The following is a 26231-nucleotide window of genomic DNA, read 5'->3' as shown; positions in this document are numbered from 1 at the left end:
CTTAAAACGAATTGGCCCGCACCGGCATCAGGCTAAACGCGCGGTTGATTTGCGCGGTGGCTTGATTGTGGTCGATGGGTTTGGCCAGCGTCGCCACGGCGCCGGACGCGAGGCTCGCCAAACGAACTTGTTCCGACCCTCTGTGCACCAGGGCCACCAAAGTCAACTCTGCCTTGCGGATGGCGTGACCCAGTTGGTCAACGACCTTCAGACCGTCAAGGGTTTCGTTCTGCATGTCCAAAAACAGCATGTCGAAGGGCCAGCATTCGTGCATGGCGAGGACCTCGCGCATGTCCGTGGTGATGCGCGTCTCGCAATTGCGCTCAATCCGCAAGAGGCTTTCCAACGCCATGGCTTCCAACGGGTCTTCGTTGGCGATTAGCACGCGGGTGCCGGGGTTCGTGCGCAAGCGGGAAATGTTCATGGGGCAGGTCCTCAGAGCATGTGTCTTGTTTGTTTCGTCATATGTATGCGAAGGCTGTGCCAGGGTTTGCGATTTGGCACAGTGTGCTCAAGACTTTGAAATCATGACATTTTTATGAAAGGTGTTGATGTGCGTTTTGCACACGCGCGCATGGATTGGCGTTGTGCATTGCAAAATGCAAATGCATTGTGCATCTGAAAACGGCTCAGGGCTTTTGATTGGGGCCCAACAAGTAGTCCCTGTCCGGCAGCAGATCGTCTTCCACCGGATTTTGAGCGTAGTGGTCTTCGGCGGGCACAACGTCGTCCGGATCCGTGAAGGTCAGGTCGTCGGGCATATGGGACAGGTCTTCTTTTTCGGCTGCGGCGGCCAACTTATCGATCAAATAGAGGGATTCCTCGTGTTCCTTGAATTCTTCATCGGACAGGCTGTTGGGGTCGGTTTTGCGAAACAGGGCGACCAGGACAAGGCCGGGCACGCCGAACAAAATCCACCCGGGGAGGAGGGTGAGGGTGCGGATCAGCGTGATTTGGGCATGGTCTTGGATGGCGGCGAAGCTTTGCGGTGCGACGGTTTGCCAGACCAGCCAAGTGGAAACCAAGAATTTCCGCCCTTCAGGTGTTTCGGCGAGCGTCACGCGCGTGGCCATTTCCGCCCCCGTGATCAAGAACGCGACGCTCAGCAGCACGATGCCCAACATGAAAAGAATCCGCTTCATAAGGCCCAGTGTAGGGCTTCGCAGGGCAGGGGTCATTGACAAAGCTCACAGCTGGGCGGGCGCGGGTAAAAAAATGTTCAAAGAAAACTGCAGAAGCGCTTGATCTTCCAAGCTGCCTTGGTTAGTTTGCGCGCGCACCTTATGGAGAGGTGGCCGAGTGGCTTAAGGCGCACGCTTGGAAAGCGTGTGTGCGTTAACGCGTACCGCGGGTTCGAATCCCGCCCTCTCCGCCATAAAACCCAAGACCCCAAACCGGGGTCTTGGGTTTTATCGTTGGTGGGGTCCGGGATGAAACCCGTGTTCGGCGAAACGCCGAAGGGATTATTTCAGCGAACCCCACCCTTTGCGCACACCCTCAGACACGCTAGATTCTCTCTAAAGATTCGCAACACGAGGACTTAACGCCATGCCCAACTGCCTAACCGATCCCGATGAGAACGCCCGCCCTGTCGAAGCTGTTCGCGAGGACGCCTACGCCGCTTGGCTGGAGGGGCAAGACGACAGCGTCAAAGCGTGGCTTGGTGACAGTGGCTTTTCAGGCAAGGGCGGTCAGACGGCTTTGTTGCCCAACGCCGATGGTCTGGGCGGCGCAGTGTATGTCATTGGCGGCAATGACGGGCGCGGTGGGCCTTGGGCTTGGGCGTCTTTGTTCAAGGGTTTGAGCAACGGCGCGTGGGAGGTCTCGACCGAGTTGGGGCCCCAAGATGCCTACGATGTGGCGCTGGGCTTTGCCTTAGCGTCCTACAAATATGATCGCTACTTTTCCAAATCCGACGAAGACGACGGCGAGGATGAGCCGAAACGCACATTGGTCTGGCCCGAAGCCTGCGACCGCGATGCGGTGCGCGGCGCGTTCGGAGCGACCAAGCTGGTGCGTGATTTGATCAATACCCCGGCGTCCGACTTGGGCCCGGCAGAACTTACCCAAGCCGCGCAGGAATTGGCGGAAGCTTCGGGCGCTGAGTTCGCCGAAGTGGTTGGCGTCGATTTGATCCGCGAAGGTTTCCCCGCCGTTTACGCTGTGGGCCGCGGGGCAGAAGAAAATCGCGCGCCGCGCTTGGCGGAGTTCATGTGGGGGCCAGAAGACGCGCCCAAGGTCACTCTGGTGGGCAAGGGTGTGACGTTCGATACCGGCGGGCTCGACATCAAACCGGCGTCGGCCATGAAATTGATGAAAAAAGACATGGGCGGCGCGGCACACGCGCTGGGCCTGGCGTCGATGATTATGGCCGCCGAGCTCAACGTGCGTTTGCGGGTGATCATTGCAGCCGTGGAAAATTCGGTGTCCGGTGCCGCCATGCGTCCCCAAGACGTGATTGCCACGCGCAAGGGCTTAAGTGTCGAAATCGGCCACACGGACGCGGAAGGCCGGGTGATCTTGGCCGACGCTTTGGCTTTGGCGTCTGAAGACCAGCCGGACTTGATTTTGGATTTTGCCACGCTCACGGGGGCGGCAAGGGTCGCACTGGGTACCGATTTGCCGGCGTTGTTTTGCAACGACAACCAGTTGGCCGAAGACATCTTACACGGCGGCACCCGTGCCGCCGATCCGGTGTGGCCGTTGCCGCTGCACCAGCCCTATAAAAAAGCGACAAAGAGCAAAGTGGCGGATCTCAAAAACGACACGGACGGCCCTTACGGCGGCGCAATTATGGCGGCGCTGTTTCTGGAAGCCTTTGTGGGGGAGGGTATTTCATGGGCACACGTGGATTTGATGGGCTGGAATCTCTCAACCAGTCCCGGCAAACCCGAAGGTGGGGAAGCCATGTCCATGCGCGCCATGTTCGAGGCCCTAAAACATCGTTACGGAGCCTGAACGGGCTTGCCCCCAAGCGAACCCTCAGGTACTAATAAAACGCTTTCGTAACGATTCGCACGCAGAGGGGGCCATTGGCCGATGTCCATCGAACTGACTGAACTGGATGCCTTGGATCTGTGGCGTCGTGCCATCGTCAACAGTGTGCGTCTCGATGCACCGGATTTGACCGCGCGCCAAATGGCTCTGTTGTTGACAGTTTATCTGACCCCGCCGCCGCACACCGTGCGCGGTTTGGCCGATACCCTGAAAGTTTCCAAACCCGCCATCACCCGCGCCATTGATCGCTTGGGCGATATGGAACTGGTGCGCCGCAAAGTCGATGAGCAAGATCGGCGTTCGGTCCTGATCCAGCGCACCGTGCGCGGCTCTGTGTTCTTGCGCGAATACGGCGAGCTAATCGTGGCCGCAGCCCGGGGGCTGAAGACCGACGGCAGTGGCGCAAGCAACTAGTTCCTAAGCATCCTTCATTTTCCGGGACAGCAGCTCGAACCCTCTTGGATGGGTGGGCAGGGTGTGTCTGCGTAAGAACAATAGACGCAGCAATCTCCATGCTTGGGCTTTAAGACCGCACCGCAGCCTTTGCAGTCATAAAAATACTGACACGCGTTCGTGGGCATGGTTTCTGTTTCCACATGTCCGCATTCGGGACACGTGATGGCACTGGTCAGCTTGATCGCCATGATCGGCTTAAAATTCGTTGGTGCGCAGACGGCGGCCGGACGGCGGCTTGTAGGTGCTGAGATAGCCCGGCAGGACCGATTCGATGTCCACCGGCTCAACGCCCAACGCTTGTGCACCGGGGTTTTCGCCACTCAAGACATTGTTGGATTTCAACAGCGTGACTTGATCGCGGGTCAGCGGCTTGCCGGGAATGAATTCGGCAAAAAAGCCGACGATGGACGCGATGGGCAGCGGGAACGGCACCAACATGCGCGAACGCTGTGTGATTTTGAGCATGATGCGCATCAAACGTCGCGAGCTCAGCACGCGCGGTCCCGCCAATTCGAAGACTTTGCCGGGTGCGTTGGTGTCGCTGAGGGCATTGACGGCGGCTTGGGCCACATCACCGACATAGATCGGCTGGAACTTGGTGCCGCCAAAGGCGGAGAAACTGAAGTTCGGGAAGCGCCAGTGGGTGTCTTCACCGGGCTCCATGGACAGCTTCGGCAACAGTGGTGTGCCCAGGATCGGAATGATCGGGCTCCAACGCGACAGGGCGGCGAACAGGTTCAAGAACCCGTCTTCTGGGCCGACGATGATGGACGGGCGCAAAATCACGGCTTCGGGGAAGGCGTCCAAGACGGCGGCTTCGCCAGCGGCTTTGGTTTTTGCGTAGCTAGACGGGCTGTCTAAGTCTGCGCCGAGGGCAGAGATTTGCACAAAGCCCAAAGCACCCGCAGCTTTGGCGGCCTTGGCGACGTTGCCCGCACCCGCCACGTGGGCGTTTTCAAATGTGTTGCGCCCAGCCGGGGCCAGCAAACCAACGCAGTTGATGACGGCGTCGGCACCCGCCACGGCGGCTTCGACTTCTGCTGCGTTGGTGATGTTGGCTTTGATCGGCAGGATTTGGCCGGGTTCACCCAGGGGCTTTAAGCCGATGGCGGCTTCGGGGTCGCGACAGGCAATGCGTACACGGTCGCCTTGCTGGGCCAGACGTTGCACAATGTGCCGTCCAACAAAACCGTTTCCACCAAAAACTGTGACCAAGCGACCTGCCATGATGTCCTCCCGAGGTGTGCCAACTGGGGTAAAAATTCTGGGGAGATATTCGTCTTTCAGGGCGCAAAGCTCAAGTGCCAATTCAGCAAAAATGGTACTTTTCACAGGATTTGGACAAAGTCTGCGTGAATTAGCGTTTTCCACGCACTGAGTTCGTCCTTTGGCTGATGAAAAACCGATTAATTTCAGAAAAATGAACCCGGCGTGCACATCGGAGTTGACAACCCCCGCCCAGCCCTTTAGTTCATGCGCCACCGATCCAAAGGGCCCTCATGTTTGGTCCCCATCGACAAATGCCCAGGTGGCGGAATTGGTAGACGCGCAGGTTTCAGGTACCTGTGGCCGCAAGGCCGTGGAAGTTCGAGTCTTCTCCTGGGCACCATCTCTTCAATTTAAAAAGTTGCCCAGGCTGTGTTTAGGCCGGCTTCGCCTTGGGTCATCATTTCTTCTCAGTGCTTTACACTTTGCTCATATAATTTACCATATAGGCCCACTTCGGGGGCCTGCGTGTTTTGACATTTTGTGGCCCGCCGCTTCGAAACGAGAAAGGCCCTACCCATGCAAAACCCGGTCATGACCAACCCGGAAATTCATTTTTATAAGAACGATTTACCCGAAGGTCTCGAATTCAAAGACGCTATTGCCGTGGACTGCGAAGCCATGGGGCTGCAGGTGGGCCGCGATCGCTTGTGTTTGGTTCAACTGTCGGGCGGTGACGGGGTTTGTCATTTGGTGCAGATTGCGCTGGGCCAAACCGAAGCGCCGAACCTCAAAAAACTGTTCGAAGATGAAAGCATCGTCAAAATCTTTCACTTCGCGCGTTTTGACGTGATGTCGCTGAAGGCCAATTTGGGCATTCGTGTGAATCCCGTATTTTGCACCAAGATTGCGTCTAAAATCGCACGCACCTATACCGACCGCCATGGCTATAAAGATGTTTGCCGCGAGTTGGTGGGCATCGACATTTCCAAAGAACAGCAGTCGTCCGACTGGGGCAAAGAGGACTTGAGCAAAGAGCAATTGGTTTACGCGGCGACGGATGTTCTGTATTTACACAAAGTCCGCGAAAAATTGATGGAGATGTTGGCGCGCGAAGGCCGTTTTGAAATGGCGCAAAGTTGCTTCGATTTTCTCCACACGCGCACCGATTTGGATATTCTGGGCTGGGCCGAATACGACATTTTCGCCCACAAGTAAGGCCCGTTTCATGCCGCTTTGACAGCGGCTCTGGCAAGATGTGGGAGCACGCCGCAAATGGCGCAAACCAACACCAAGACCCAAGCGCCGAACGATTTGCAAGCGGCGCGGGATGTTCTGAAGACTGAGGCCGTAGCCCTTGAAGCTTTGGCCGATAGCTTAGACGGTCCGTTCATTGCCGCGTTGGATTTGATTGATCAAGCCACCGGGCGCGTGGTCGTTACCGGCATGGGCAAAAGCGGCCATGTGGGCAACAAAATCGCGGCGACTATGGCGTCCACAGGACAGCCTGCTTTTTTTGTCCACCCCGGCGAAGCCAGCCACGGTGATCTTGGCATGATTCAGACCGACGATGTGGTTATTGCCTTGTCCAATTCCGGTGAAACGTCAGAGCTCAGTGACATCATCGCCTTTACCCGCCGCCATCGCATCGGTCTGATCGGCATGACCCGGGGCGCCGGCTCGACTTTGGCCGAAGCGTCCGATGTGGCTTTGGTGCCGCCCAACAGCCCCGAAGCGTGCTCCATTGGTTTGGCACCGACGACCTCGACCACCCAGATGTTGGCTTTGGGGGATGCGTTGGCGGTGTGTTTGTTGGATCGCAAAGGCTTTACGGCTCAAGACTTTCAAAAATACCATCCCGGTGGAAAACTGGGTCAACGCCTGCTCAAAGTCGCTGATTTGATGCACGCGGGCGACCAAGTGCCCTTGATCGATATGGCGACGCCCATGTCGGATGCTTTGATTGTTATGACACAAAAAAGTTTTGGTGTTGTCGGTGTGAAAAACGCCGACGGCGGCTTGGCCGGGATTATCACGGATGGCGACTTGCGCCGTCATATGAGCTCGGATTTGATCAACCAGACCGCCCAGGACGTGATGACCGAAGGCTGCGTCACGGTTCAGCCGTCCCAAATCGCCAGTGAAGCGCTGGCGATTATGAACGAACGTAAGATCACGGCCCTGTTTTGCGTGGAAGACGGCAAGCCCGCAGGCATTTTGCACATTCACGATTGTTTGCGTGCAGGTGTAGCCTAATGGTGAACGGCCCCGGCACTCAGGATAAATCGCCCGCCACCGCCTATGGTGCGGGGGGCAAGGCGGCGCCTTTGGCGTCCAATTTGGTCGGCGGCGATGACGATGCCTACCGTGCGGCGCAAGAACATCGCCGGCGTATGGGGGGCAGCGGGGGGTATTCCCGTTTCGTGCGCCTGATGAAACTGCTGTTGCCGTTTTTGGCACTGGGTCTGGTTGCGTTGATCGTGGTGTGGCCGCAGCTTAAGGGTGAAGATACCTTCCGCATCGGTTTTTCGTCGGTGCGCTTGTCCGGCACAACGGAGCCGGGCGTGGACAACGCGCGCTTTATGGGCACGGACGATAACCGCCAACCCTATTCCATCACAGCGGATTTGGCCCGCATCGATACGTCCCTGGATGGTTTGGTCCGCATGGAAATGCCCAAAGCCGATCTGACCCTGGACGATGGCACTTGGTTGGTACTGACAGCTGATAACGGTCGCTTTTTCGAAAATCGCCAGCGGCTTGAATTGGAAGGCACGGTGAACCTGTTTCACGACACCGGCTATGAAATATCCACCCAAGAGCTGAACGTCGACTTGCGAAAATCCACGGCGCTCAGTGAAACGCCTGTGGCGGGTCACGGCCCGTTCGGGGAATTGACGTCCCGGGGTCTTCAACTTTTAGAAAAGGGCAATGTGATCCACTTTACGGGTCCGGCCCAATTGGTTTTGTATCCGTCCCAAGCCAAACGGGGCGGTGATCGAGATAGTGGAGCATCAAAATGATGCGTGTGTTCACACGGATTTTAGCTTTGGCCTGCATCAGTGGGGCCTTGTTCACCGACCAAGTTTCAGCCCAGGGCCTGAACTTGTCGAACGGTTCAAACGATCAACCCATCAGCATCGATGCCTCGGGCGGCATCGAATGGCGCCAAGAGCAACAGCTGTTCATCGCCTCAGGTCCGGCGAAAGCGACCCAAGGCAATATGACCATCGATGCCGATGAAATGCGGGCTTACTATCGCGAAGGCGGTGACAACGGCAGCGAGATTATTCGCTTGGACGCGATCGGCAATGTGCAGATCCGCTCGCCCGGACGCATCGCAACGGGTGGGCACGCGGTGTATGATGTGGATCGCGCGGTGGTGGTGCTCAAAGACGGCAACCCGGTGAAGCTGATTTCCGGCGGCGATGTGATCATTGCCAAGGGCCAGTTGGAGTTTTGGGACCAGCGCAATTTGGCCGTGGCGCGCGGTGGCGCACAAGCGGCACGCACCGACAAACGTATCCGTGCAGACGTCTTAACGGCACACTTTGAAAAGGGCAAAGACGGCAAGACCCAGGTTCAACTTATTGAAGCTTTTGATAACGTGCGCATTGACACGGCACGCGAACAGGTATTTTCTGATCGCGGTGCATATAATGTGCCAACTGGTCTTGCTCGCTTGACGGGATCGGTTAGAATTAAGCGCGGCAGCTCTCAAGTGAACGGGTGCAGCGCCGATATTGATCTCAACACCGGGATCAGCCGCCTGAACAGTTGTGAAGGGGCTGCGGTGAAGGGGACAACCCAAAGGCAACCCGGCGGGGCCACAAAATCCGCACCGGGCCGCATCCATGGTGTTCTGTCACCGAAGGATAAAAAATAAACCACACACTGCGTTTAGGCTGACTTGAACACATGGGCCGTGACGACAGTGTCAACGGCGAAAAACGCCACCCTGTTGAGGGTACAAAAGGACGCAAGAGTGAGCATGGACCAATCCCGTCCCACCAAAACAGCGCAAAAGGCCAAGTCTGGCCTGAAGGTGGTTTCCGACGCCGCCGATACGCCTCAGCGCGGTCTTGTGGCGCAAACCTTGGGCAAGCGTTATAAAAAGCGCCCCGTGGTCAACGATGTGTCCATGACCATTCAGCGCGGTGAAGCGGTGGGTCTGTTGGGCCCCAACGGTGCGGGCAAAACCACATGTTTTTACATGATCACCGGTCTGGTGCAGCCCGATTACGGCCGCATTGTGTTGGATGGCGAAGAAATCACCAACCTGCCCATGTATCGCCGTGCGCGCATGGGCATCGGCTACTTGCCGCAAGAAGCGTCGATCTTTCGCGGTCTGAGCGTTGAAGAAAACATCCGCGCCGTCTTGGAGGTGGTGGAACCCAAACGCGATGCCCGCGAAGCCATGCTGGACAGTTTGTTGGCTGAATTTTCCATTACGCACCTGCGCCGCACGCCGTCTTTGGCGTTGTCGGGTGGTGAGCGCCGCCGCGTCGAAATTGCGCGTTGTCTGGCGTCCAACCCGCACTTCGTGCTGCTGGATGAGCCATTTGCCGGGATTGATCCCATTGCGGTCGGCGACATTCGCGACCTGGTTGGTCACCTGAAGGATCGCGGCATTGGCGTGCTGATTACGGATCACAATGTGCGTGAGACCTTGGACGTTATCGACCGGGCCTACATCATCCACAACGGCTTGATGCTGATGGAAGGCAAACCCGACGATATTGTCGGCAACGCCGATGTGCGCCGGGTTTACCTGGGCGACAGCTTTAGTTTGTAAGCTCTGGGCTGATATGACCTGTCTTTCCCCCCACATACAATGCGTTGAGGAGCTTTGAACATGGTTCTGAGCCCCCGCCTTGATCTTCGTCAATCTCAGTCTTTGGTGATGACGCCGCAGCTTCAGCAGGCGATTAAGCTGCTGCAGCTGACCAACATCGAGTTGACCGCGTATGTGGAACAAGAATTGGAACAAAACCCCCTGCTGGAGCGGGCCGAACCGGGCCAGGGTGAGGCTGGCGAAGTGCGTGACGAAGGGGTCAACGAAGTGGCGTCTGACGCACTACCGGACAATGAAGTCGTTCAACAGCAAACTGCGGACACTGCCGAAACTCTGACACGTAGTAGCGAGACGGGGGAAAACATTGACGGCGGCCAGTCCATGGATACCGAAGTCGACAATGACTGGAGCTCCGATACGCCCGGTGATGCAGCTATCCAGCCTGCTCCGGATGCAGGGGGGGACAGTTATACCTCTTCCAACTCGGGCGGCAGCACGTCTTATGGCGAAGACCTGCCGGGGATCGAGCAGACTTTGGCGGACGAAGAGTCCATGCGCGAGCACTTGCTGGGCGAGCTGGGGTTTCTGGTGGTCACGCCCATGGACAAGCTCATCGGCGCGCACCTGATCGACATGTTGGATGAGGCCGGTTATGTGCAGGGATCGCTAGATGAGCTGTGCGATCGCTTAGGCTGTGAAATCGAAGACGTCGATGCGGTCTTGGGCGTTTTGCAAACGGTCGAGCCCGCCGGCATGTTCGCGCGCGACTTGGCCGAATGTTTGGCCCTGCAGCTGAAAGAACAAGGCCGTTTGGACCCCATTATGCAAACGTTTTTGGACAACTTGGATCTGTTGGCCAAGCGCGACCTCAAAGGTTTGATGAAGGTCTGCTCCGTTGATGAAGAAGACATCCAAGACATGGTTGTTGAAATCCGCGCCTTGGATCCGCGCCCGGGCCGCGCGTTTAATCACGACGTGGCCCAGCCTGTGATCCCCGATGTGTTGATGCGCCCGGGGCCGGATGGCGGCTGGATCGTCGAATTGAACACCGAAACCTTGCCGCGCGTGTTGGTCAACAACACGTACTACGCCGAAATCACCAAAAACACCAAGTCCGCTGACGATAAGCGCTACATCCAAGACTGCTTGCAAACCGCGAATTGGCTGGTGAAGTCCTTGCACCAGCGCGCCACAACCATCATGAAGGTGGCCTCCGAGTTGGTGCGCCAGCAAGACGGCTTTTTCCGCCACGGTGTGTCGGCCTTGAAGCCTTTGGTGCTGCGCGACATTGCGGACGTGATCGAAATGCACGAAAGCACGGTGTCGCGTGTGACGTCGAACAAGTACATTGCGACGCCCCGGGGTATCTTCGAACTCAAATACTTCTTTACCTCTTCGGTCGGCGGTTCGGGCGGGGGCGACGGCCATTCATCCGAAGCGGTGCGCCAACGCATCAAGGATTTGGTTGATGCTGAGGATCCGAAAAAAGTCCTGTCAGACGATAAAATTGTGACCCTGTTGAAGGCAGAAGGCATGGAAGTGGCCCGCCGCACTGTTGCTAAGTACCGAGATTCGTTGGGAATTCCTTCATCCGTGCAGCGCCGTCGGGAAAAATCATCCCGCCTTTAGCCGGGCTTAAGGCCGGGGCATGATTTGCTCGGTTTTGCGGGCGAACAGGTGCGGGCCCACTCCACCCTTGACTTCCCCGGACGAGAGAACTAATTTCCGGACCTCTTCGGGAATTTGCAGCAATGTAAGCCCGGGCCGATTACGGTCACCTGTTTCAAGCCACCGGGCTTGGATCTGCGGAAGAATTAAACGAATTGGTCGTGGGCGGGTGCGTTGAATACGGCGCTTGCCCATACCCCGAAAAAGAAGCTTTAAGGATCTGCTTTTCAATGGACATCACCGTTAAGGGGAAACAGATGGACGTGGGCGATGCACTTCGCACCCACACCGAAGATGCCCTCTCCACCGCCGTTAGCAAATATTTCGACCGGGCCCTGGATGCCACGGTTGTTTTCTCCAAAGTCAACTCAGGCTTTCACGCCGACATCACGGTGCACGCCGGTCGCGGTGTGAACGTGCATGGTCAGGGCGAAGCTGGCGATGCGTATCCCGCTTTGGATACGGCGTTGGAGCGTATTTCCAAGCAATTGCGCCGCTACCATCGCAAGCTGGTGAACCACCATGCCACGCCGACGCAAGACGTCACCACGGCGGCTTATTCCATCCTGGGTCAAACCGAGGAAGAAGAAGTCCACGAAGAGCATCATCCGATGATCGTTGCGGAAATGCCGCACGAAATCACCACCATGAGCGTCAGCGAAGCTGTCATGCGCCTGGACTTGGGCAACCTGCCGGTTGTTATGTTCAAAAACGGCGGGCACGGCGGTCTGAACATTGTTTATCGTCGCAAGGACGGCAACGTGGGCTGGATCGACCCGCAAACGGGCGAAGCCGCAGGCTAAGCGTCTGATTGACGCTCACGGGCTTGAAGGAATCGAGTATGGAAATCAGTGACCTGATCACGCTGGAAGGCTTGGACGCCAATTTGAAGGTGTCCAGCAAGAAACAAGCGCTCCAGGAACTGTCCAAACGTGCAGCCGATGTTACCGGTCAACACGAACGCGCGATCTTCGATGTTTTGATGGAGCGCGAACGTTTGGGCACCACGGGCGTGGGCAATGGCATCGCCATCCCCCACGGCAAGTTGGCGACCTTGGACCGTCTCTATGGTTTGTTCGCGCGTTTGGAAACGCCAATTGATTTTCATGCCATTGACGAACAGCCGGTGGACTTGGTGTTCTTATTGTTGGCCCCGGAAACGGCTGGCGCGGATCACTTAAAAGCACTCGCCCGCGTATCGCGGTTGTTGCGCGACGCTGGCGTTTGTGAAAAGTTACGCGGGACAGAAGACGCCGAAGCGTTGTATGCTTTACTGACGCAGTCCAGTGCATCGCAGGCGGCGTAGAGAATTTGACCCTTTCGGGGGAGGCTCTCGCTTAAGCGGGGGCCCCAAAAACTAAGGCATGTGCTTTCGGGCACATGCCTTTTTTCTGTGTGCGTTTTGGGCACACATCATGGATGGACGTCTCAAAGCGCGCGTGAGCACTCTAATGAACGCTCATGGCTTCCAATTCGTTTTGGCGCACCGTCACGATGGCTTCATCGCGGTTGTCCACCGTTGTCAGTTCTGTACCGTCAGCGGCAAAAATGCCGTAAACGTCTTCGCCTTCGTCGTCGAGCACAGGTTTGACGTAAGCAACGTCTTCGATGCCCCAAGAGGCCAGATCAAACTGTGTGGACCAGTTTTGGCCCCAATCGATTTCTTGTGCAGAGTAGGTTTGGCTCGGATTGCGGTTCATTTGTCCATGCTCCGTAGTTGCCCAGGTTTAACCAGTAGACGCTCTTTTCCCTAAGTAACGGTTAAGAGCCGAAAATCGATTTCCCGGGCGTTTACGCGGGGTCGGAGTCAACCTCGATGGTCTTGGCATTGTCAGCCGCGTCTTTAGTGCCGCCGTCGATTTTGATGGTGCGCACTTCGGGTTCATGGATGGGGCGTTCCAAATCTACATGCAACAAGCCGTTGTCCAACTGTGCACCGTTGATTTCGATGCCTTCGGCCAAAACGAAACTGCGTTGGAATTGGCGTTTGCCGATGCCGCGGTGCAGATAGATCCGCTCTTTGTCGTCTTCACAAGGGCGTCCGCGCACAACCAGTTGATTGTCTTCCACAGTAACAGCCAGATCGTTCATGGTGAAACCTGCGACCGCCAGCGTGATGCGCAGTTTGTTTTCAGCCATTTGTTCGATGTTGTAAGGCGGATAGCCTTCGTTGGACGCTTTGGCGGCGCGATCGAGCATCTGTTCCAAGTGCTCAAACCCCAATAAAAACGGGCTGTTGAAGGCAATGTTACGGGACATGGTCGCAAACTCCTCTGATCTTAAGCGAGTGCGCGCGCGGGTTGGTGTTTGATACGGATCAAGACCCCCGACGGCTGCTGGCCCCCAGTGGGCGCCCTGGTTTCGGCCCAAACGGCACCGTTTCCAGTGGGAATAATGTGGGCTTGTGAACAAGACCTGTCAACGCTCACAATTGTGAAACGCTTTGCAAGGTGTACGGTTAAGTTATCGCGCATCCCAGTCCGATTGAAATCGTTCCAATTTAGTGAGATAGTGACCTGTGTGTGAAGGCCTGTATTGGGCCGTAATCGGGGGATTATGTGAGTGAATAACATCGCGAAGGTGCGTCTACGCCGTGTACGTATAATGGTTTTGAGTGTGGTCTTTTGGGCCGCAGGTGCGGCTTTTGCGCCGGGTTACAGTCAAGACAAGGTCTACATCCTCAACACCAGTACGGCGGAACCCTACACCACGGCTGAACGGACTGGTTTTCAAGACCGGATCGTCGCCGAGGTCTTTAAACGGCTTGGCCTCAAAGGTCGGGTGGAACATTACAAAGCCTCTGCGCGGGCCTTGATCAATGCAAACGAGGGCATTGACGATGGCGTAGCCATGCGCATTCGCGACATCGGCAAACGATTTCCCAATTTAGTCCGGGTCGACGAAGTGTTGATTGATAATGACTTTGTCGCTTACTCGCGGGGTCTGGATCCGAAATTCGACGTGAAAACTTGGGCTGATCTCAAGGGCCTGACCGTGGGTTACATCAACGGCTGGGTGGTTTTTGAAAACAACGTTCCCGACAACATCGAAGAACACAAGGTCAGCACGCCCCACCAACTGTTTGAAATGCTCGATAAACGTCGCGTAGATGTTGCCCTCTACGAACGCTGGCAAGGCCTGCAAACGGCGCATGATACGCGTTTGAAGGTGACAGCGCACGAACCACCTTTGGCCGCCGTGCCGATGTACATGCATGTCCATAAAAAACATGCGGATCTGGCGGTAAAAATGGCCAACGCCTTGAAAGAGATGAAACAAGACGGCACTTATGAAAGAATAGTCCAAGAAAGTCTGATGCCGCTTGTGCCTACAAAAGGCACGTCGAAATGATGCGTGAGTGATGTACGACCTGTTGCACCCAAACCGGATTGCCTGGAAGCTGATCAAAGCCTTGGTTTTGTTCAGTTCCTTGATCACGTTGATCACAACGGGGGTGCAGCTGTGGTCGGAATATGGTCGGGACACACACGCCATTCAAGACCGCTTTTTGCAAGTGGAGCGCGGCTATCTGGACAGTGTCGCCGAAAACGTTTGGGAATCGGACACCGGGCGTTTGGATTTGCTGGTCAAAGGCATCATTGAATTTCCCGACTTCCGCTACGCCGCCGTGCGCGACGACGGGTCGAGCGTTTTGGCCCAGGCCGGCCAGCCCATTGACAAACAATTCATTCGCAAGGTCTATCCGCTGCACTACAGCTTTCGCGGAACCAATTTGAAAATCGGCGAATTGGAAGCGGTCGCCAGTCTGGAAGGCGTCTATGAGCGCGCTTGGGACCGGGTGTGGCTGATTTTGGCGTCAAATTTCATCAAAACGTTCTTGGTCGCGGTGTTTATGTTCACCTTGGTCTACTGGATGCTGACGCGCCATTTGGACGTCATGGCCGCGTTTGCCCGGCGGGTCGATTTCACCTTGCCGGAACAAAAGCTCGTGCTTGACCGCCACAGTTCCGACACCAGTCAAGACGAGCTGGATCAGCTGGCAGCGTCGCTCAACGATATGCAAGGTAAGCTATTTAAATCCTACGAAGACCTGCGCCTGCTCAACAACGAACTGGAAGACCGGGTGTTGGAACGCACCAAAGCCATTGCCAACCAGATCGAAGTGCGCAAAGCGGCTGAGCAAAAGTTGGCCGAAAGCGAACACCGCTTGCGCGACTTTGCCGAAGCGGGTGCGGACTGGATGTGGGAAATGGGTCCGGACTTCAAATTCACCTACATCACCCGTGGTGAAGATCGTGCGGGCCGTGAGCCAGCGATCGAAATGATGGGTCGCACCCGGCGCGACTGTGCGGCGGATGCGGACGATAAGGAAAAATGGGCGGCCCACGAAGACGATTTGAACAACCGCCGCGCGTTTCGTGAATTTGAATATGTGCGCACGGTGGTCGATGGTCGGCGTTCCGTCTTGCGGGTCAGTGGTAAGCCGGTATTCGACGAAACCGGTGCATTCAAAGGGTATCGCGGGGTCACCACGGATGTGACCGAAGTCATCGAAGCGCGTGAAAAAATTGCCGAAGCCGAAAGCCAATTGCGCATTTTGTCGTCGGCTATGGAACAAAGCCCGTCCATGGTCTTTATCACCAACGAACAGGGTGTCATAGAATACGTCAACGACAAGTTCATTGAGATCACAGGCTTTAACCGGGCGGACGCGATCGGCGAAAATCCACGCCTTTTGAAGGCTCCCGACACGCCGCGCAGTGTGCACAAATCGATCTGGAATACCGTGACGGCGGGCCGGGAATGGCGGGGTGAAATCAAAGACGTCCGTAAAGATGGCTCGGAATTTTGGGCCTATGCCACCATCGCGCCTGTAAAAGGTCAAGACGGTGAAATCTCACACTATGTGGCGACCCACGAAGACATCACCATGCGCAAAAGCGCTGAAATTCAGTTGCGTGAAGCCACCCGTCAAGCTCAACTTGCCAGCCGCGCGAAGTCTGAGCTGATGGCCAACATGTCCCACGAGCTGCGCACGCCGTTGAACGCGATCATCGGATTTTCCGATTCCATGCTGGCTGGTGTGTTTGGTCCGTTGGGTAATGAGCGATACGTCGATTACATGCGCGACATACATGCCAGTGGCCAACATTTGCTGGAGCTGATCAACGACATTTTGGATGTCTCCGCCATTGAGGCCGGCAAGCTCACCTTGCGCCCCGAGGTTTTGGAAGCCAAGCAAATCGCCGTGTCTTGCATCAAACTGATTCAGCACCGCGCCAACAAAAACCGGGTGAAGTTGGACTACCACGTGGAAAAGGATATCCCCAACCTTCTCGGCGACGAACGGCGCATTAAGCAGGTCTTGTTGAATTTGTTGTCCAACGCGGTGAAGTTCACGCCGGAAGGCGGGCGTGTCAGCCTCAACATCTTACAAGGTCCCGATCAGGGCCTGCGTTTCGAGGTTGAAGACACCGGGATCGGTATGGATGAAAAAGGTATAGAGACGGCATTGCTGCAATTCGGACAAGTCGATAGCAAGCTGTCTAGGAAGTACGAAGGCACCGGTCTGGGTCTGCCCTTGTCCAGAAGTTTGATTGAATCCCACGGCGGTGATTTGGACATTCGCTCGCGCATCGGTCATGGGACCACGGTGGTGGTGCGCTTCCCGCCGGAACGCACGGTCTTGCCGTCCGGTGAAGCGGTGGCGCCAGATGCCTCAAAAACGCAATCCCCGGACACGGGTGCGAAGGGGGAAATTGCACCCACGCCCGGCGATCACGCAGACAAGAAAACCCCGACGGTGCACTGATCAAAAGGACCTAAAACGGGTCACATGTGACGTGCAGCGGCGCTTGATCGGAGGAGGGCGCCCGGGACATCTTGTCAAAAGCCTCAAACAAGAGCTTCTTATTCCGCCGCTTCGAAACGGATGGTGACGTTGCTGCGCTTAAGGGCGCGCTTAGCCACTTTAAACAGATTGATGGACACCGGCGCAATTGCGGCCAGGGCTCCGGCAAACATAAACAGAACTAATCCGGACGGATTGTGCAACAACACTTGCGGCGCGGTATAGGTCAACACGCCCACTACGGCAATACCCATGGTCACGGCGCGAATGTTGGAACACCTGCTGCATTCCACCGTGCGCTTTTGCACATAATAGACATCGTGATCGGCGTAGCGTTCAACGCCGATGAAGACGTTGCCGGTGCCTTGGCAGAAATCACGGAAATTGGGCTCCGCGTCTTTGTCTGAGACCTGGACCGCGAACACGTCATTGTCCGAAGCGCGGTTGAGCGCTTTATTGAGTTCGAAAATGGGAACTGGAAGCATCGCACCTTTGACGTCGATCAAGGTGGAAACGTCCGTTGCAGTTTGAAGAGTTTCAGCATTCATGGGGGAGGTCCGCTTTCTCTCGTTCTCTGTCCTTCGCGAAGGGCACTGTGTACAACTCACGTGCGGCTTAGCAGCTCGTTTTGTTGCAGCGCACCATAATCAAAACAGGGGCATTTGTCTACACTTTAGTGTGGGTCTGTAGAGCTGGGCGTTCTGGACTCGTTTTTCAACGTATTCTGGCCTTTGGGTGCGTTCAACTTTTCGATACCACACAAAAAGGTAGGATTTTCGGGTGTTCTTTTACGTGTTGCGCGCAATTAAGGTCCAGCCTTGGCGGGCGTGTTCGATCAACCGGCGCGGCTGTGTGAGATTGCGCCATGCGGTGCGGGCCAAAAATTTGGGGCGCAAATAAAACCGCAGATTAAAGCGCTTGCGCAGGCGCAAGATATCTTCGGCGCTGAGGGTGTCGCTGGACAAAACGGTGGTTTCGCCGCTTTGATCCATGTTGGCGAGTTCCGCGCTGACCAATCCGTCCTTGACCATTTGTTGGCGCAATGTGGTTCCCGCACGGGGAATGGCGGTGTGCACGGAGACATAATCCGGGTCCAGATACAGCACGAAGTCGATGGTGGCATTGATGTCGGCTTGTGTTTCGCCGGGCAGGCCGACGATGGCCGTGGCGACGGTTTCCAGACCGGCCTTGCGGCACGCGGAAAAAGCGGCCTTCATTTCCAGGGTCGAAAAGTCCTTTTTGATGGCCTCCAAGGTTTCGGCCTTGGCGGTTTCCACGCCCATCATGACCGTATGACACCCTTTGTCCGCCATGGTCTGGGCAAGTGCGTCATCAATGCAGTCGGGTCGGGTAAAGCAGGTCCAGCCCATCTTGTCTTTGCCACCCGGCAAAAATTGGAGAAACTCTTGTGCGCGCGGCTTGGAAACCGCAAAGGTTTGGTCCCAAAGCGCGAATTCCCGAATGCCCAAATCTTGCAAGTTTTGGATTTCCTGGGCGACCTCATCTAAAGGCCGGGCGTGATAGTGCAGTTGCGCCATCACGCAAAAGGAACAGCGGTAGGGGCAACCATAATCCGTGAGCACACTGGCAAACGGCGTTTGACTGGCGAACGGAAAGCGGTACGGCAGCGCTTTGAAGAGTTCATGCGGCGGTTGGCCAATGGCGAAGGATTTCCCGGAACTGGTGGGGGCTGTGATGATATTGTCTCCATCCCTGTAGACAATGTCTTCAAGCCCGTCCAGCTGTCCTTCGGCGAATTGAACGGTGGATGGGCTGGAAAAATCCTGCGCGGCAGCGTCGACAAAGCCCGCTTCGATCCATTGGCGCGCGTGTTCGCGCAACACGTCGCCGCTGCCGATGAGGGTAACGTTCTCAAAGTCTTGGCGCAAAAGCTTGAGAAACTGAGCATCCTCGTCCACGCTGACCGCGCCCACCAGGATGAATATGACGTCAGGTTTCACGGCTTTGGCGGCGCTCAGCGTTTGTTCGACAGACAGCTTTTCAACAATGGCGTCAACAGCGTCCACGTGCCAGCCCGCAGACTTAAACTGGGCGCCCGCGTGCAATAAATCCACAGGCGGGAAGGTGTAGCCCGTACGAGACAGTTTGCTACAGTAATAATCCCGGATATAAGTCTCTTGTCCCGGCGGATTGAGGAGCAAAACGCGGCGTGTCGAATTCATCTAATCAACCTCGAAAGAGGACAAGCGTAAGCTTGGCGTCGCTGCAGCATGTGGAAAAACTGTTCGGCACCCTGGTGTGTGGTCTGCTGCACGGACCGGCCAAACTGATCCCGAAACCGCGGGACATGGACCCCGATCATGTCAAAAAGGTGCTCGTCGTCAAGTTTTTCGGCATCGGCAGCTTGGTCATTGCGACTCCGTTCTTTGCCGAGGCCCGCAAACGCTTTCCAAATGCCCAAATTCATTTGCTGACGCTTTCGTCCAATCGCCCGGTCATGGGCATGATCGAAGACGTCGATCAGGTGCATTATGTGGACTTGGGCAACAATTTATTTTCAGCCGTACTGGCTTATGTGGGCACGTTGTGGCGCACGTATTGGGGACGATTTGATGTTTTGATCGACATGGAATTTTACACCCGGGCATCGGCTGTGGTGTCTTTGGCAAGCTGGTCCCCGGTACGCATCGGCTATCATGCCGCCGGGATTTATCGCGGCGGATTACAAAACCACCGGGTGACGTTTAACAGCTATTGGCATGTGACAAAAAACTTTATGAGCTTGCTGGAACCTTATGGATACGATCACAGCGACGATGATGTCTTGCCACATCTCACGATTCCCGACGGGCTGAGTGAACAGGCGCAGGCTGTCATCGATAACGTTGGGCCGCGTTACATCGTTGTCAACGTTAACGCCGGTGAACTGGCGTTTGAACGGCGCTGGTATCCAAAACGTTTTGCCGAGCTGGGCCAGAAGCTGAGCCAGCATTATGAATTGCCCTGTGTTTTCATCGGCGCCCCCTCCGAACGCGCGTATGTCGACGCCGTGGTCGCGCAAGTTCTGGAGTTAGGGGGCCGCGCCGTCAATACGGCGGGGGAGTTGGATCTTTGTTCCATGGCGCAAATCTGTCGGGAGGCCCGGTTGGTGATCAGCAACGATTCGGGCCCGCTGCATGTTGCCGCGGCCACAGGCACGCCGGTTGTGGGCTTTTTTGGTCCAGAAACTCCAACGCTGTATGGCCCGTCCGGGAGCGGGCATTTGGTGTTTCACGAAAATCTCAGCTGTTCGCCGTGTATCAACATCGAACAGGGCAAGCGTTTGAAATGCATCCATGAAACGACCCTGTGCCAAGAGGCCACCACCGCCGACTTTGCGTTCAAAGCCATTCAAGCCAAATATGAGACGCTGTTGAAGGTCTAGCCGGTTATTTCTTGAGCGGCCACTTAAACGGCAGTTGCACAGAGGGCAAGAGCTTAACGGTCTTCAACCGCAACGCATGCTTTTCAACGCCATGCCATGACAAGGCCCCGCACAGCAAGACAAGCGGTGTGGCGGCCATGACAAGTCCCCAACCCGTGAGACTGGGATAGGCCCAAACCAAGGTTTGTTGCACGGGAAAAGCATACAGATAAACACCATACGACCAGTCGCCGATGGGGCGCAGGTTGATGGCGCGCAAGGGTTTGAACAGGGCCAAGCCCAAGACGGCGTAGCTGATGGTGATAACGTACAACAAATGCGCGCCCGGCATCTCGGCAGGCCAAAAAACCAGCGTGGTGAAGAGCACTGCAAATAGAGCCAACCCCAAGCGACCGAGGGGGATAAAGTCGCGATTGGCATAAATCGCAGCACCCGCGATAAAGAAGCTGTAAACCCGCATTTTATCCGGTGCGCCGACGATCCAGTTTGACCAGCCCGGAACCGCGATGCTGACCGCGACCACACCGACCAAAATGTTCATAACCCAGCGGTGGCGTAATGCACCCACCAGTCCAAGAATAGCGACGTACAGATAGCATTTGACTTCAAGCGGCAAGGTCCAAAGGGACCCATTGATGACCCGGCTCACCCGAACCTCTTCGAACACACCGGGCAAGTGATAACGGGTCTTGCGCATGGTGCTGTTATCAATCCAAAACTCGCGCGTCATGTCAGAGAAAAAATAATCCTGGAATGGCACAGCCGATGTGAAATAGAGCAAAACCACGCACAAGGTGATGGACACAACGGCGGCCGGATAAATCCGGATGATGCGCTTTTTCAGAAAACTGAAGAAGTTCTGGCTCTGAAGATAAGACGCCGTAATCAAGAATCCGCTGATGACAAAAAAGATATTTACGGCCAGGTCTTCCCAATCGTCTTTCCACGGGGAGAGCGCATTCATCAAGTCACTGAAGGGGGCAGGGTAGGCGTTATACTTGACCATGATGAAGCTGTGCCCATACAGCACCAAAAGTGCCGCTATGAGGCGAAGCAGATCGAAGTTGTTCTCTTTGCTGAAAGCGTCTTCTAAGGTTCTGTACACAACGAGGGACTTTCAGACAGGTTTATGAAGAATGGCCAGGATGACAGTTGTGCAGACAGAACGCGTTTTGTTCAAGACCATTTTGCCCCTGCCTGTTGTTCAGTCCAGGTTTTGATTAGGCGATGACATAAGAGAAAGAAAAAAAGGCCCCGCCGCTAACACGACGTGGCCTTTTAATATGGTGGAGCCGATCAGGATCGAACTGACGACCTCTACAATGCCATTGGGTGATTTTGAACCAGAAACTTAGTAAAATCAATGCATTGTTCGGGCGCTGTTGTGCCATTTTACGGATAACAGGGATTGAAGAGGGCTGAAACAGATTGGTTGCGGCACAGTTTTGGCACAGTCGCTTCTACATATGTCAGCTTTTTTGCTGTTTAACGGACCTATGAAGAATTGAGCTTTGAAGCCCACTTGTGGCCCAGAGTGGATCAGTTGTAGTTCAAAATATTATTACAAGAACGTGAAGTCCGTCGCATCCAAGTCTGCACTGGAAACACCTGTCAGCGTAATATCCATATCGGCGGTTCCATCGCCATTGGCATCGACTTGTACCAACTTGGACGTATCGTTAAAGGCAATTTGCGTGTTGCCGGTGTTAGTGAATGTAGCTCCGGCCCCCGTGTAGCTGGAGATATTTCCATCCCATTCTCCGGTCATCATCAGCTTAAGTTGGATGATGTCTTCGTCTTGGGCGTTGAAGTCAGTGATGGTGTCTCCTGTACCCACCTGGGAATTGAATGACGAATCATAGAGAAAGATATCTACGCCAGTGCCACCCGTTAAGGTGTCAGCGCCGTTCTTGCCAAACAGGATGTCTATAATACCGTTAGTTCCGCTGAGTGAGTCCACACCCGCCGAGCCACTGATTTCATTACCCTGCAAAGCGGTGAGGGAAAAGTTGGTTCCGCTCGCGTTTGATGTGATAACCCAATCAGTGCCAAGGTTATGGCTGATACCTTTAATCACACCCGAGGTCACAGTCGTGGCCGTTAAGACGGTATAGGTATCCCCACTGGAAACGGAATGGCCGGTAACATAGTTCAACTCGATTGTGCCCGCCACATGCGCATCACCCGTGACGGTGATGGTGTCGTGCGAACCCGTATTGGAAATGTCGAGTTTTGTTGTGCTGCCAGCTAAGTTGTGCAACTCAACTTGACTGGAATGAGATCCGGTCACGCTCATGGTGGCGATGGTGTCGGCACCGCCGACGCTGATAGTCCCGGAGTTTGATATGTAGTTGTTGGCACCTAAGTTAATTGTGCCGTCAATATCAATTGTACCCGTGCTTTGGTTGTTGATGGCCGATGATGTGTTGCCATAGAGGTTGTAACTTTTCCCTGCAGCTAAGTCGATCAGGCCAGAGTTGTTCATCGTGCCGTTCAGCAAGAACTGAGTGTTCACTTGGAAATCAAAAGTGCCCTGGTTGCTGACCGTGCTCGTGGTTTCGATGTAGCGCCAGCCGTTGCCACCGTTGGTGTCCTGCGTGCGCAAGGTCGCGCCCGATTGGTTGGTGAGCGTCCCGCCAATGGTCAGGTTGGTCCAATGGCTAGCCGTGCCGACTTCGTCCAACACCACCGTGCCGGAGTTGTCATAGTTTCCGGTGACCTTGAATTGGCGATAGCCATTGGTGGCCGTGTCCACACCGTAGTTGATGGTGCCGGTGTTGGTCAGGTTGCCGGTCACGGTTGAGACGGTGTATGGACTGGATGAACTGTAGCCGCTCCAGTTGATGGTGCCAGAGTTCGTCATCGTGCCTGTGAAGTTGGCGATGGTGTTGGTGCCGGTGATGTTGATGGTGCCCGCGTTGGAAATGGTCGTCGCTGAAAGGGTATTGGTGTTGGCGTTGATGTTGAGTGTGCCGCCACTGACCACCGAGATCGTGTCCGCACCGCTGATCGTCCCACCTCCGAAGGTGTTCGACGTTCCGCCGAGGCTGAGTGATGTTCCGGTGGCAAAATTCACGGTGGCCTGCGAGGTCGACAGCCCGACGGTCGAACTTGTGAGGGTCAGGCTTTCGGCGAAGTTGACCGTGGCGTTGTAGAGGCTCAGCGTGCCGGTTCCGGTAAATGTGGTGCCCGCGTTCAAGTTGACCACGCCGCCGGTGGTGGCGGTGTCACCGTTATAGCCGTTCAACTGCAGGGTCACACCGTTGGCGACGTTGATGGTACCGGTGTTGGTGAAGGTCTTAGAGCCGCCCAAACGAATGTCGGTTCCGTAAGATTGAGCATCAAGGGTGCCCGCGTTGGTGAGGTTGCCATCGATGTAGCGCCAGCCGTTGCCACCGTTGGTGTCCTGGGTGCGCAGGGTCGCGCCGACTTGGTTGGTGAACGTCCCGCCCGTGACCAGGTAGGTAAAATGACCGCCCGCGCCGACTTCGTCCAGAACCACCGTGCCGGAGTTGTCATAGTTTCCGGTGACCTTGAATTGGCGATAGCCATTGGTGGCCGTGTCCACACCGTAGTTGATGGTGCCGGTGTTGGTCAGGTTGCCGGTCACGGTTGAGACGGTGTATGGACTGGATGAACTGTAGCCGCTCCAGTTGATGGTGCCAGAGTTCGTCATCGTGCCTGTGAAGTTGGCGATGGTGCCGGTGATGTTGATGGTGCCTGCGTTGGAAATGGTCGTCGCGGAAATGGTGGACGAACCAGCGGTGAAGTTCACGGTTCCGGTACCCGTAACGGTGTAGTTATCCGCGCCCGAGAACGAAGAGGTGGACCATGATGCCGTGTTGCCGATGCTTAAACTGGTGCCCGAATCAAAATTGATGGTGGTGCTGGACACGGTCCATGTGTGTGTGGATGCGGTTAGCGTTTGGCTTTCTGCAAAGTTCGCCGTCACTTGGGAAAAATTAAGTGTGCCCGTGCCAGTGAACGTGGTGCCCGCATTGAAATTCGCCGTGCCGGTACCTCCACCTGTAAAATACAGCGTGTTTCCCGATGCGACATCAATATCGCCTGTGTTGGTGAAGGTCTGTCCATACGTCGCGTTTTGAAGCCGGATATAGGAATTTGTGTCGACATCAATGGTCCCGGCATTGGTCAGGTTTCCATAAATGTAAAACCCGGCGCCGCCTCCATTGGTGTTTTGAAACTGGAGTGTTGCCCCTGAATAGTTTTCGAATCCAGTGCTGGTATACAAGGTGGATGTGTAAGTTGTTGACGAAGGCTCATCAATCACGAACGTGCCGGAGTTATAAAGTGTCCCTGTGACGTGCAATGTGCGGTGAGCGCCAGTACTTGCACTGCCGGAACCATCATTACCAAAGTAAATGCTTTGTCCGGATGTGTTGGTCAGATCCCCGTTGATTGTCACGGTTGAAAATTGTCCAGAACTTCCCTGATAGAAGTAGATCGAGCCGGTATTGGTCACATCCCCTGTGATGCTGGACGAGCTCGTCGATCCTGAGTAAGTGATTGTCCCTGCATTGCTGATCGTTGGTGCTGTGATGGATGAATTGCCTGTCACTGACATCGTGCCGGCAGAATCGATGGAGATACTTGCGGCACTCGTTGTAACAGCGGATAAAAGAGGTCCAGCAGAAGAAATCGTCACGGATGAGGTGGTTGTGGGGACGGAACTGGTGCTCCAGTTCGCAGCTGTACCCCAGCTTCCGTTCGCAGAACCAGTCCATGAAACCGGGTCTGTAATCGTAAAGCTAAACGTTTGGGTGGTTGAAGTATAAGTACCATCCGTCAAGGTAAACTGGAACGAGTCCGATGTGTTGTTGGTGCCGTCATGGGTATAGACCAAAAGATCACTGATCACGTCGGCGTATGTAAATGTTTTATTGGTTGATGTATCCAGGTTCACGCCGTTGAGCTTCATAGTGCCATGAGTTACGACGGCGGAAAGCGTAAAGATCAATGTCGTGTAGTCGATGCTATCCGTTGTTGACACAGGGATGTCTACATCCGAAACGTCGAAATCGGATTGTGCCAAGGTCGATGATGCGCCCACGGCCAAGCTATCCGTCAGACTGCCGGAGATGACAGGGTCATCATTGACGTTGGTGATGGGAATGGTCACTGTCGCTGGCGGTGATGTGTTGTTGCCGTCATCCGCGGTGAAATCGAACGACGCCGTACCAAAATAATTGGCATTGGGTGTGAAGGTATAGTGACCCTCGGATGTCATGGAAACGGTTCCACCCGTTGCCGTGCCAGCCGTATAGGTCAATGATGCTCCTTCGGGGTCTGTGCCAGACACGATGCCGTTAAAGGCGCCGGAATCCTCCAACACAGCGGCTAACGTTTCGCTATTCACCGTCGGCGCTTGGTTCGGTGCATCACCATCGTCATCGTCGGTTCCGCCACCGTCGTCATCACCACCTGTGTCGGTGTCGGTGTCAGTACCCGTGTCTGTCCCAGTATCCGTGCCGGTTCCTGTGTCCGGACCGTAATCTGTGTCCGTGCCAAATCCTGTGTCAAATTCGAAATCACCATCGCCTTGGCCATCTCCGGGGCCATCACCGAGGCCATCACCGGGGCCGTCGCCCTGGCCATCTCCGAGGCCGTCGCCCTGACCATCTCCGAGGCCGTCTCCTAAGCCGTCGCCCTGGCCGTCACCTTGTCCATCGCCCTGGTTATCGCCCTGGCCGTCGTCTTGACCGTCGCCTTGCCCCTCATCTGTCGTATCGGCTGTATCTGCCGTATCGGCATTATCGGCGTTGTCAGCGTTGCCGGATTGTTGTTGGACCTCTTGAAAAGTCTGCTCTTGCGCAACAGCGGCTGTGTTTGCAAGCGAACTGAACTGTTGAGCTTGTTGCGCTTGTTGCACCGCCGTTTGCGCTTCGGCTTGA

At 55.5% G+C, this 26231-nt stretch carries 23 protein-coding genes and 2 tRNA genes; 15 read left to right on the top strand and 10 right to left on the bottom strand.

Translation table 11 applies throughout. The features are described from left to right. Window position 1: 1 nt before the first annotated feature. Both V5T82_RS00125 and V5T82_RS00120 read right to left on the bottom strand, forming a co-directional pair. Window positions 2-424 (bottom strand): response regulator, encoded by a 423-nt coding sequence (locus tag V5T82_RS00125; RefSeq protein ID WP_332893542.1) that lies wholly within the window; start codon window positions 422-424, stop codon window positions 2-4. Window positions 425-629: 205 nt separating this feature from the next. Beyond that, window positions 630-1124 carry a hypothetical protein gene (locus tag V5T82_RS00120; RefSeq protein ID WP_332893541.1) on the bottom strand — a complete coding sequence of 165 codons (495 nt, stop codon included), beginning with the start codon at window positions 1122-1124 and terminating at the stop codon, window positions 630-632. Window positions 1125-1285: 161 nt separating this feature from the next. On the opposite strand from V5T82_RS00120, the gene V5T82_RS00115 reads away from it, so the two are divergent. From V5T82_RS00115 to V5T82_RS00105, 3 genes are all read left to right on the top strand, one after another. Continuing rightward, window positions 1286-1375, top strand: a tRNA-Ser gene (locus tag V5T82_RS00115). A gap of 173 nt (window positions 1376-1548) precedes the next feature. Continuing rightward, window positions 1549-2958 (top strand): leucyl aminopeptidase family protein, encoded by a 1410-nt coding sequence (locus V5T82_RS00110; protein WP_332893540.1) that lies wholly within the window; start codon window positions 1549-1551, stop codon window positions 2956-2958. 81 nt (window positions 2959-3039) lie between these two features. Next, the gene (locus V5T82_RS00105; protein ID WP_332893539.1) at window positions 3040-3411 is read left to right on the top strand and encodes a MarR family transcriptional regulator; all 372 of its coding nucleotides are present in this window, start codon (window positions 3040-3042) and stop codon (window positions 3409-3411) included. Between the two features lie 14 nt (window positions 3412-3425). On the opposite strand, the gene V5T82_RS00100 is transcribed toward V5T82_RS00105, so the two are convergent. Then, window positions 3426-3641 carry a GDCCVxC domain-containing (seleno)protein gene (locus V5T82_RS00100; RefSeq protein WP_332893538.1) on the bottom strand — a complete coding sequence of 72 codons (216 nt, stop codon included), beginning with the start codon at window positions 3639-3641 and terminating at the stop codon, window positions 3426-3428. 7 nt (window positions 3642-3648) lie between these two features. Further along, window positions 3649-4680: a complex I NDUFA9 subunit family protein gene (locus V5T82_RS00095; protein WP_332893537.1), complete on the bottom strand. Its 1032-nt coding sequence runs from the start codon at window positions 4678-4680 to the stop codon at window positions 3649-3651. A gap of 295 nt (window positions 4681-4975) precedes the next feature. Here V5T82_RS00095 and V5T82_RS00090 point away from each other — a divergent pair. The 9 genes from V5T82_RS00090 to ptsN all read left to right on the top strand — a co-directional run bounded on the left by V5T82_RS00090 (window position 4976) and on the right by ptsN (window position 12428). Beyond that, a tRNA-Leu gene (locus V5T82_RS00090) sits at window positions 4976-5062 on the top strand. Between the two features lie 176 nt (window positions 5063-5238). Next, entirely contained in the window at window positions 5239-5877 is a 639-nt protein-coding gene (locus V5T82_RS00085; RefSeq protein WP_332893536.1) for a ribonuclease D, read from the top strand. Between the two features lie 57 nt (window positions 5878-5934). Next, on the top strand, window positions 5935-6915 hold the full coding sequence (locus V5T82_RS00080; RefSeq protein WP_332893535.1) for a KpsF/GutQ family sugar-phosphate isomerase: 981 nt from the start codon (window positions 5935-5937) through the stop codon (window positions 6913-6915). Beyond that, window positions 6915-7682, top strand: coding sequence for an LPS export ABC transporter periplasmic protein LptC (gene lptC / locus V5T82_RS00075; protein ID WP_332893534.1), 768 nt, complete (start codon window positions 6915-6917; stop codon window positions 7680-7682). Before V5T82_RS00080 ends, lptC begins: the two co-directional genes overlap by 1 nt. Continuing rightward, entirely contained in the window at window positions 7679-8545 is an 867-nt protein-coding gene (locus V5T82_RS00070; protein ID WP_332893533.1) for an LptA/OstA family protein, read from the top strand. The genes lptC and V5T82_RS00070 overlap by 4 nt, the downstream gene beginning before the upstream one ends. 105 nt (window positions 8546-8650) lie before the next feature. After that, the gene (lptB, locus tag V5T82_RS00065; RefSeq protein ID WP_332893532.1) at window positions 8651-9454 is read left to right on the top strand and encodes an LPS export ABC transporter ATP-binding protein; all 804 of its coding nucleotides are present in this window, start codon (window positions 8651-8653) and stop codon (window positions 9452-9454) included. A gap of 60 nt (window positions 9455-9514) precedes the next feature. Beyond that, the gene (gene rpoN / locus V5T82_RS00060) at window positions 9515-11083 is read left to right on the top strand and encodes an RNA polymerase factor sigma-54 (protein WP_332893531.1); all 1569 of its coding nucleotides are present in this window, start codon (window positions 9515-9517) and stop codon (window positions 11081-11083) included. A gap of 269 nt (window positions 11084-11352) precedes the next feature. After that, the gene (hpf, locus tag V5T82_RS00055) at window positions 11353-11925 is read left to right on the top strand and encodes a ribosome hibernation-promoting factor, HPF/YfiA family (protein ID WP_332893530.1); all 573 of its coding nucleotides are present in this window, start codon (window positions 11353-11355) and stop codon (window positions 11923-11925) included. Window positions 11926-11963: 38 nt separating this feature from the next. Then, window positions 11964-12428, top strand: a complete 465-nt coding sequence (gene ptsN, locus V5T82_RS00050; RefSeq protein ID WP_332893529.1) for a PTS IIA-like nitrogen regulatory protein PtsN — start codon at window positions 11964-11966, stop codon at window positions 12426-12428. A gap of 142 nt (window positions 12429-12570) precedes the next feature. Here ptsN and V5T82_RS00045 read toward each other — a convergent pair whose 3' ends face one another. Together V5T82_RS00045 and V5T82_RS00040 are read right to left on the bottom strand one after the other, a co-directional pair. Continuing rightward, window positions 12571-12822, bottom strand: coding sequence for a DUF1150 family protein (locus V5T82_RS00045; protein WP_332893528.1), 252 nt, complete (start codon window positions 12820-12822; stop codon window positions 12571-12573). 91 nt (window positions 12823-12913) lie between these two features. After that, window positions 12914-13381: an Hsp20 family protein gene (locus V5T82_RS00040; RefSeq protein ID WP_332893527.1), complete on the bottom strand. Its 468-nt coding sequence runs from the start codon at window positions 13379-13381 to the stop codon at window positions 12914-12916. 303 nt (window positions 13382-13684) lie between these two features. Here V5T82_RS00040 and V5T82_RS00035 point away from each other — a divergent pair, with 303 nt between their 5' ends. Together V5T82_RS00035 and V5T82_RS00030 are read left to right on the top strand one after the other, a co-directional pair. Beyond that, window positions 13685-14473: a substrate-binding periplasmic protein gene (locus V5T82_RS00035; RefSeq protein ID WP_332893526.1), complete on the top strand. Its 789-nt coding sequence runs from the start codon at window positions 13685-13687 to the stop codon at window positions 14471-14473. Window positions 14474-14483: 10 nt separating this feature from the next. Then, entirely contained in the window at window positions 14484-16895 is a 2412-nt protein-coding gene (locus V5T82_RS00030) for a PAS domain S-box protein (protein WP_332893525.1), read from the top strand. 98 nt (window positions 16896-16993) lie between these two features. Here V5T82_RS00030 and V5T82_RS00025 read toward each other — a convergent pair whose 3' ends face one another. Both V5T82_RS00025 and V5T82_RS00020 read right to left on the bottom strand, forming a co-directional pair. Continuing rightward, window positions 16994-17482, bottom strand: coding sequence for a sulfurtransferase TusA family protein (locus V5T82_RS00025; protein ID WP_332893524.1), 489 nt, complete (start codon window positions 17480-17482; stop codon window positions 16994-16996). 240 nt (window positions 17483-17722) lie between these two features. Continuing rightward, complete coding sequence (locus V5T82_RS00020; RefSeq protein WP_332893523.1) at window positions 17723-19117, bottom strand: B12-binding domain-containing radical SAM protein; 1395 nt, start codon at window positions 19115-19117, stop codon at window positions 17723-17725. A gap of 32 nt (window positions 19118-19149) precedes the next feature. On the opposite strand from V5T82_RS00020, the gene V5T82_RS00015 reads away from it, so the two are divergent. Beyond that, window positions 19150-20319 (top strand): glycosyltransferase family 9 protein, encoded by a 1170-nt coding sequence (locus tag V5T82_RS00015; RefSeq protein WP_332893522.1) that lies wholly within the window; start codon window positions 19150-19152, stop codon window positions 20317-20319. A gap of 4 nt (window positions 20320-20323) precedes the next feature. Here the strand turns inward: V5T82_RS00015 and V5T82_RS00010 are convergent, their stop codons facing one another. Beyond that, window positions 20324-21424, bottom strand: a complete 1101-nt coding sequence (locus V5T82_RS00010; protein ID WP_332893521.1) for an acyltransferase family protein — start codon at window positions 21422-21424, stop codon at window positions 20324-20326. Between the two features lie 456 nt (window positions 21425-21880). Further along, window positions 21881-26231, bottom strand: a 4351-nt coding sequence (locus V5T82_RS00005) for a beta strand repeat-containing protein (RefSeq protein ID WP_332893520.1), incomplete at its 5' end; no start/stop codon positions are given.

Source organism: Magnetovibrio sp. PR-2 (assembly GCF_036689815.1).
GTDB lineage: Bacteria > Pseudomonadota > Alphaproteobacteria > Rhodospirillales > Magnetovibrionaceae > Magnetovibrio.
This window is presented reverse-complemented; position numbering and strand designations above follow the sequence as displayed.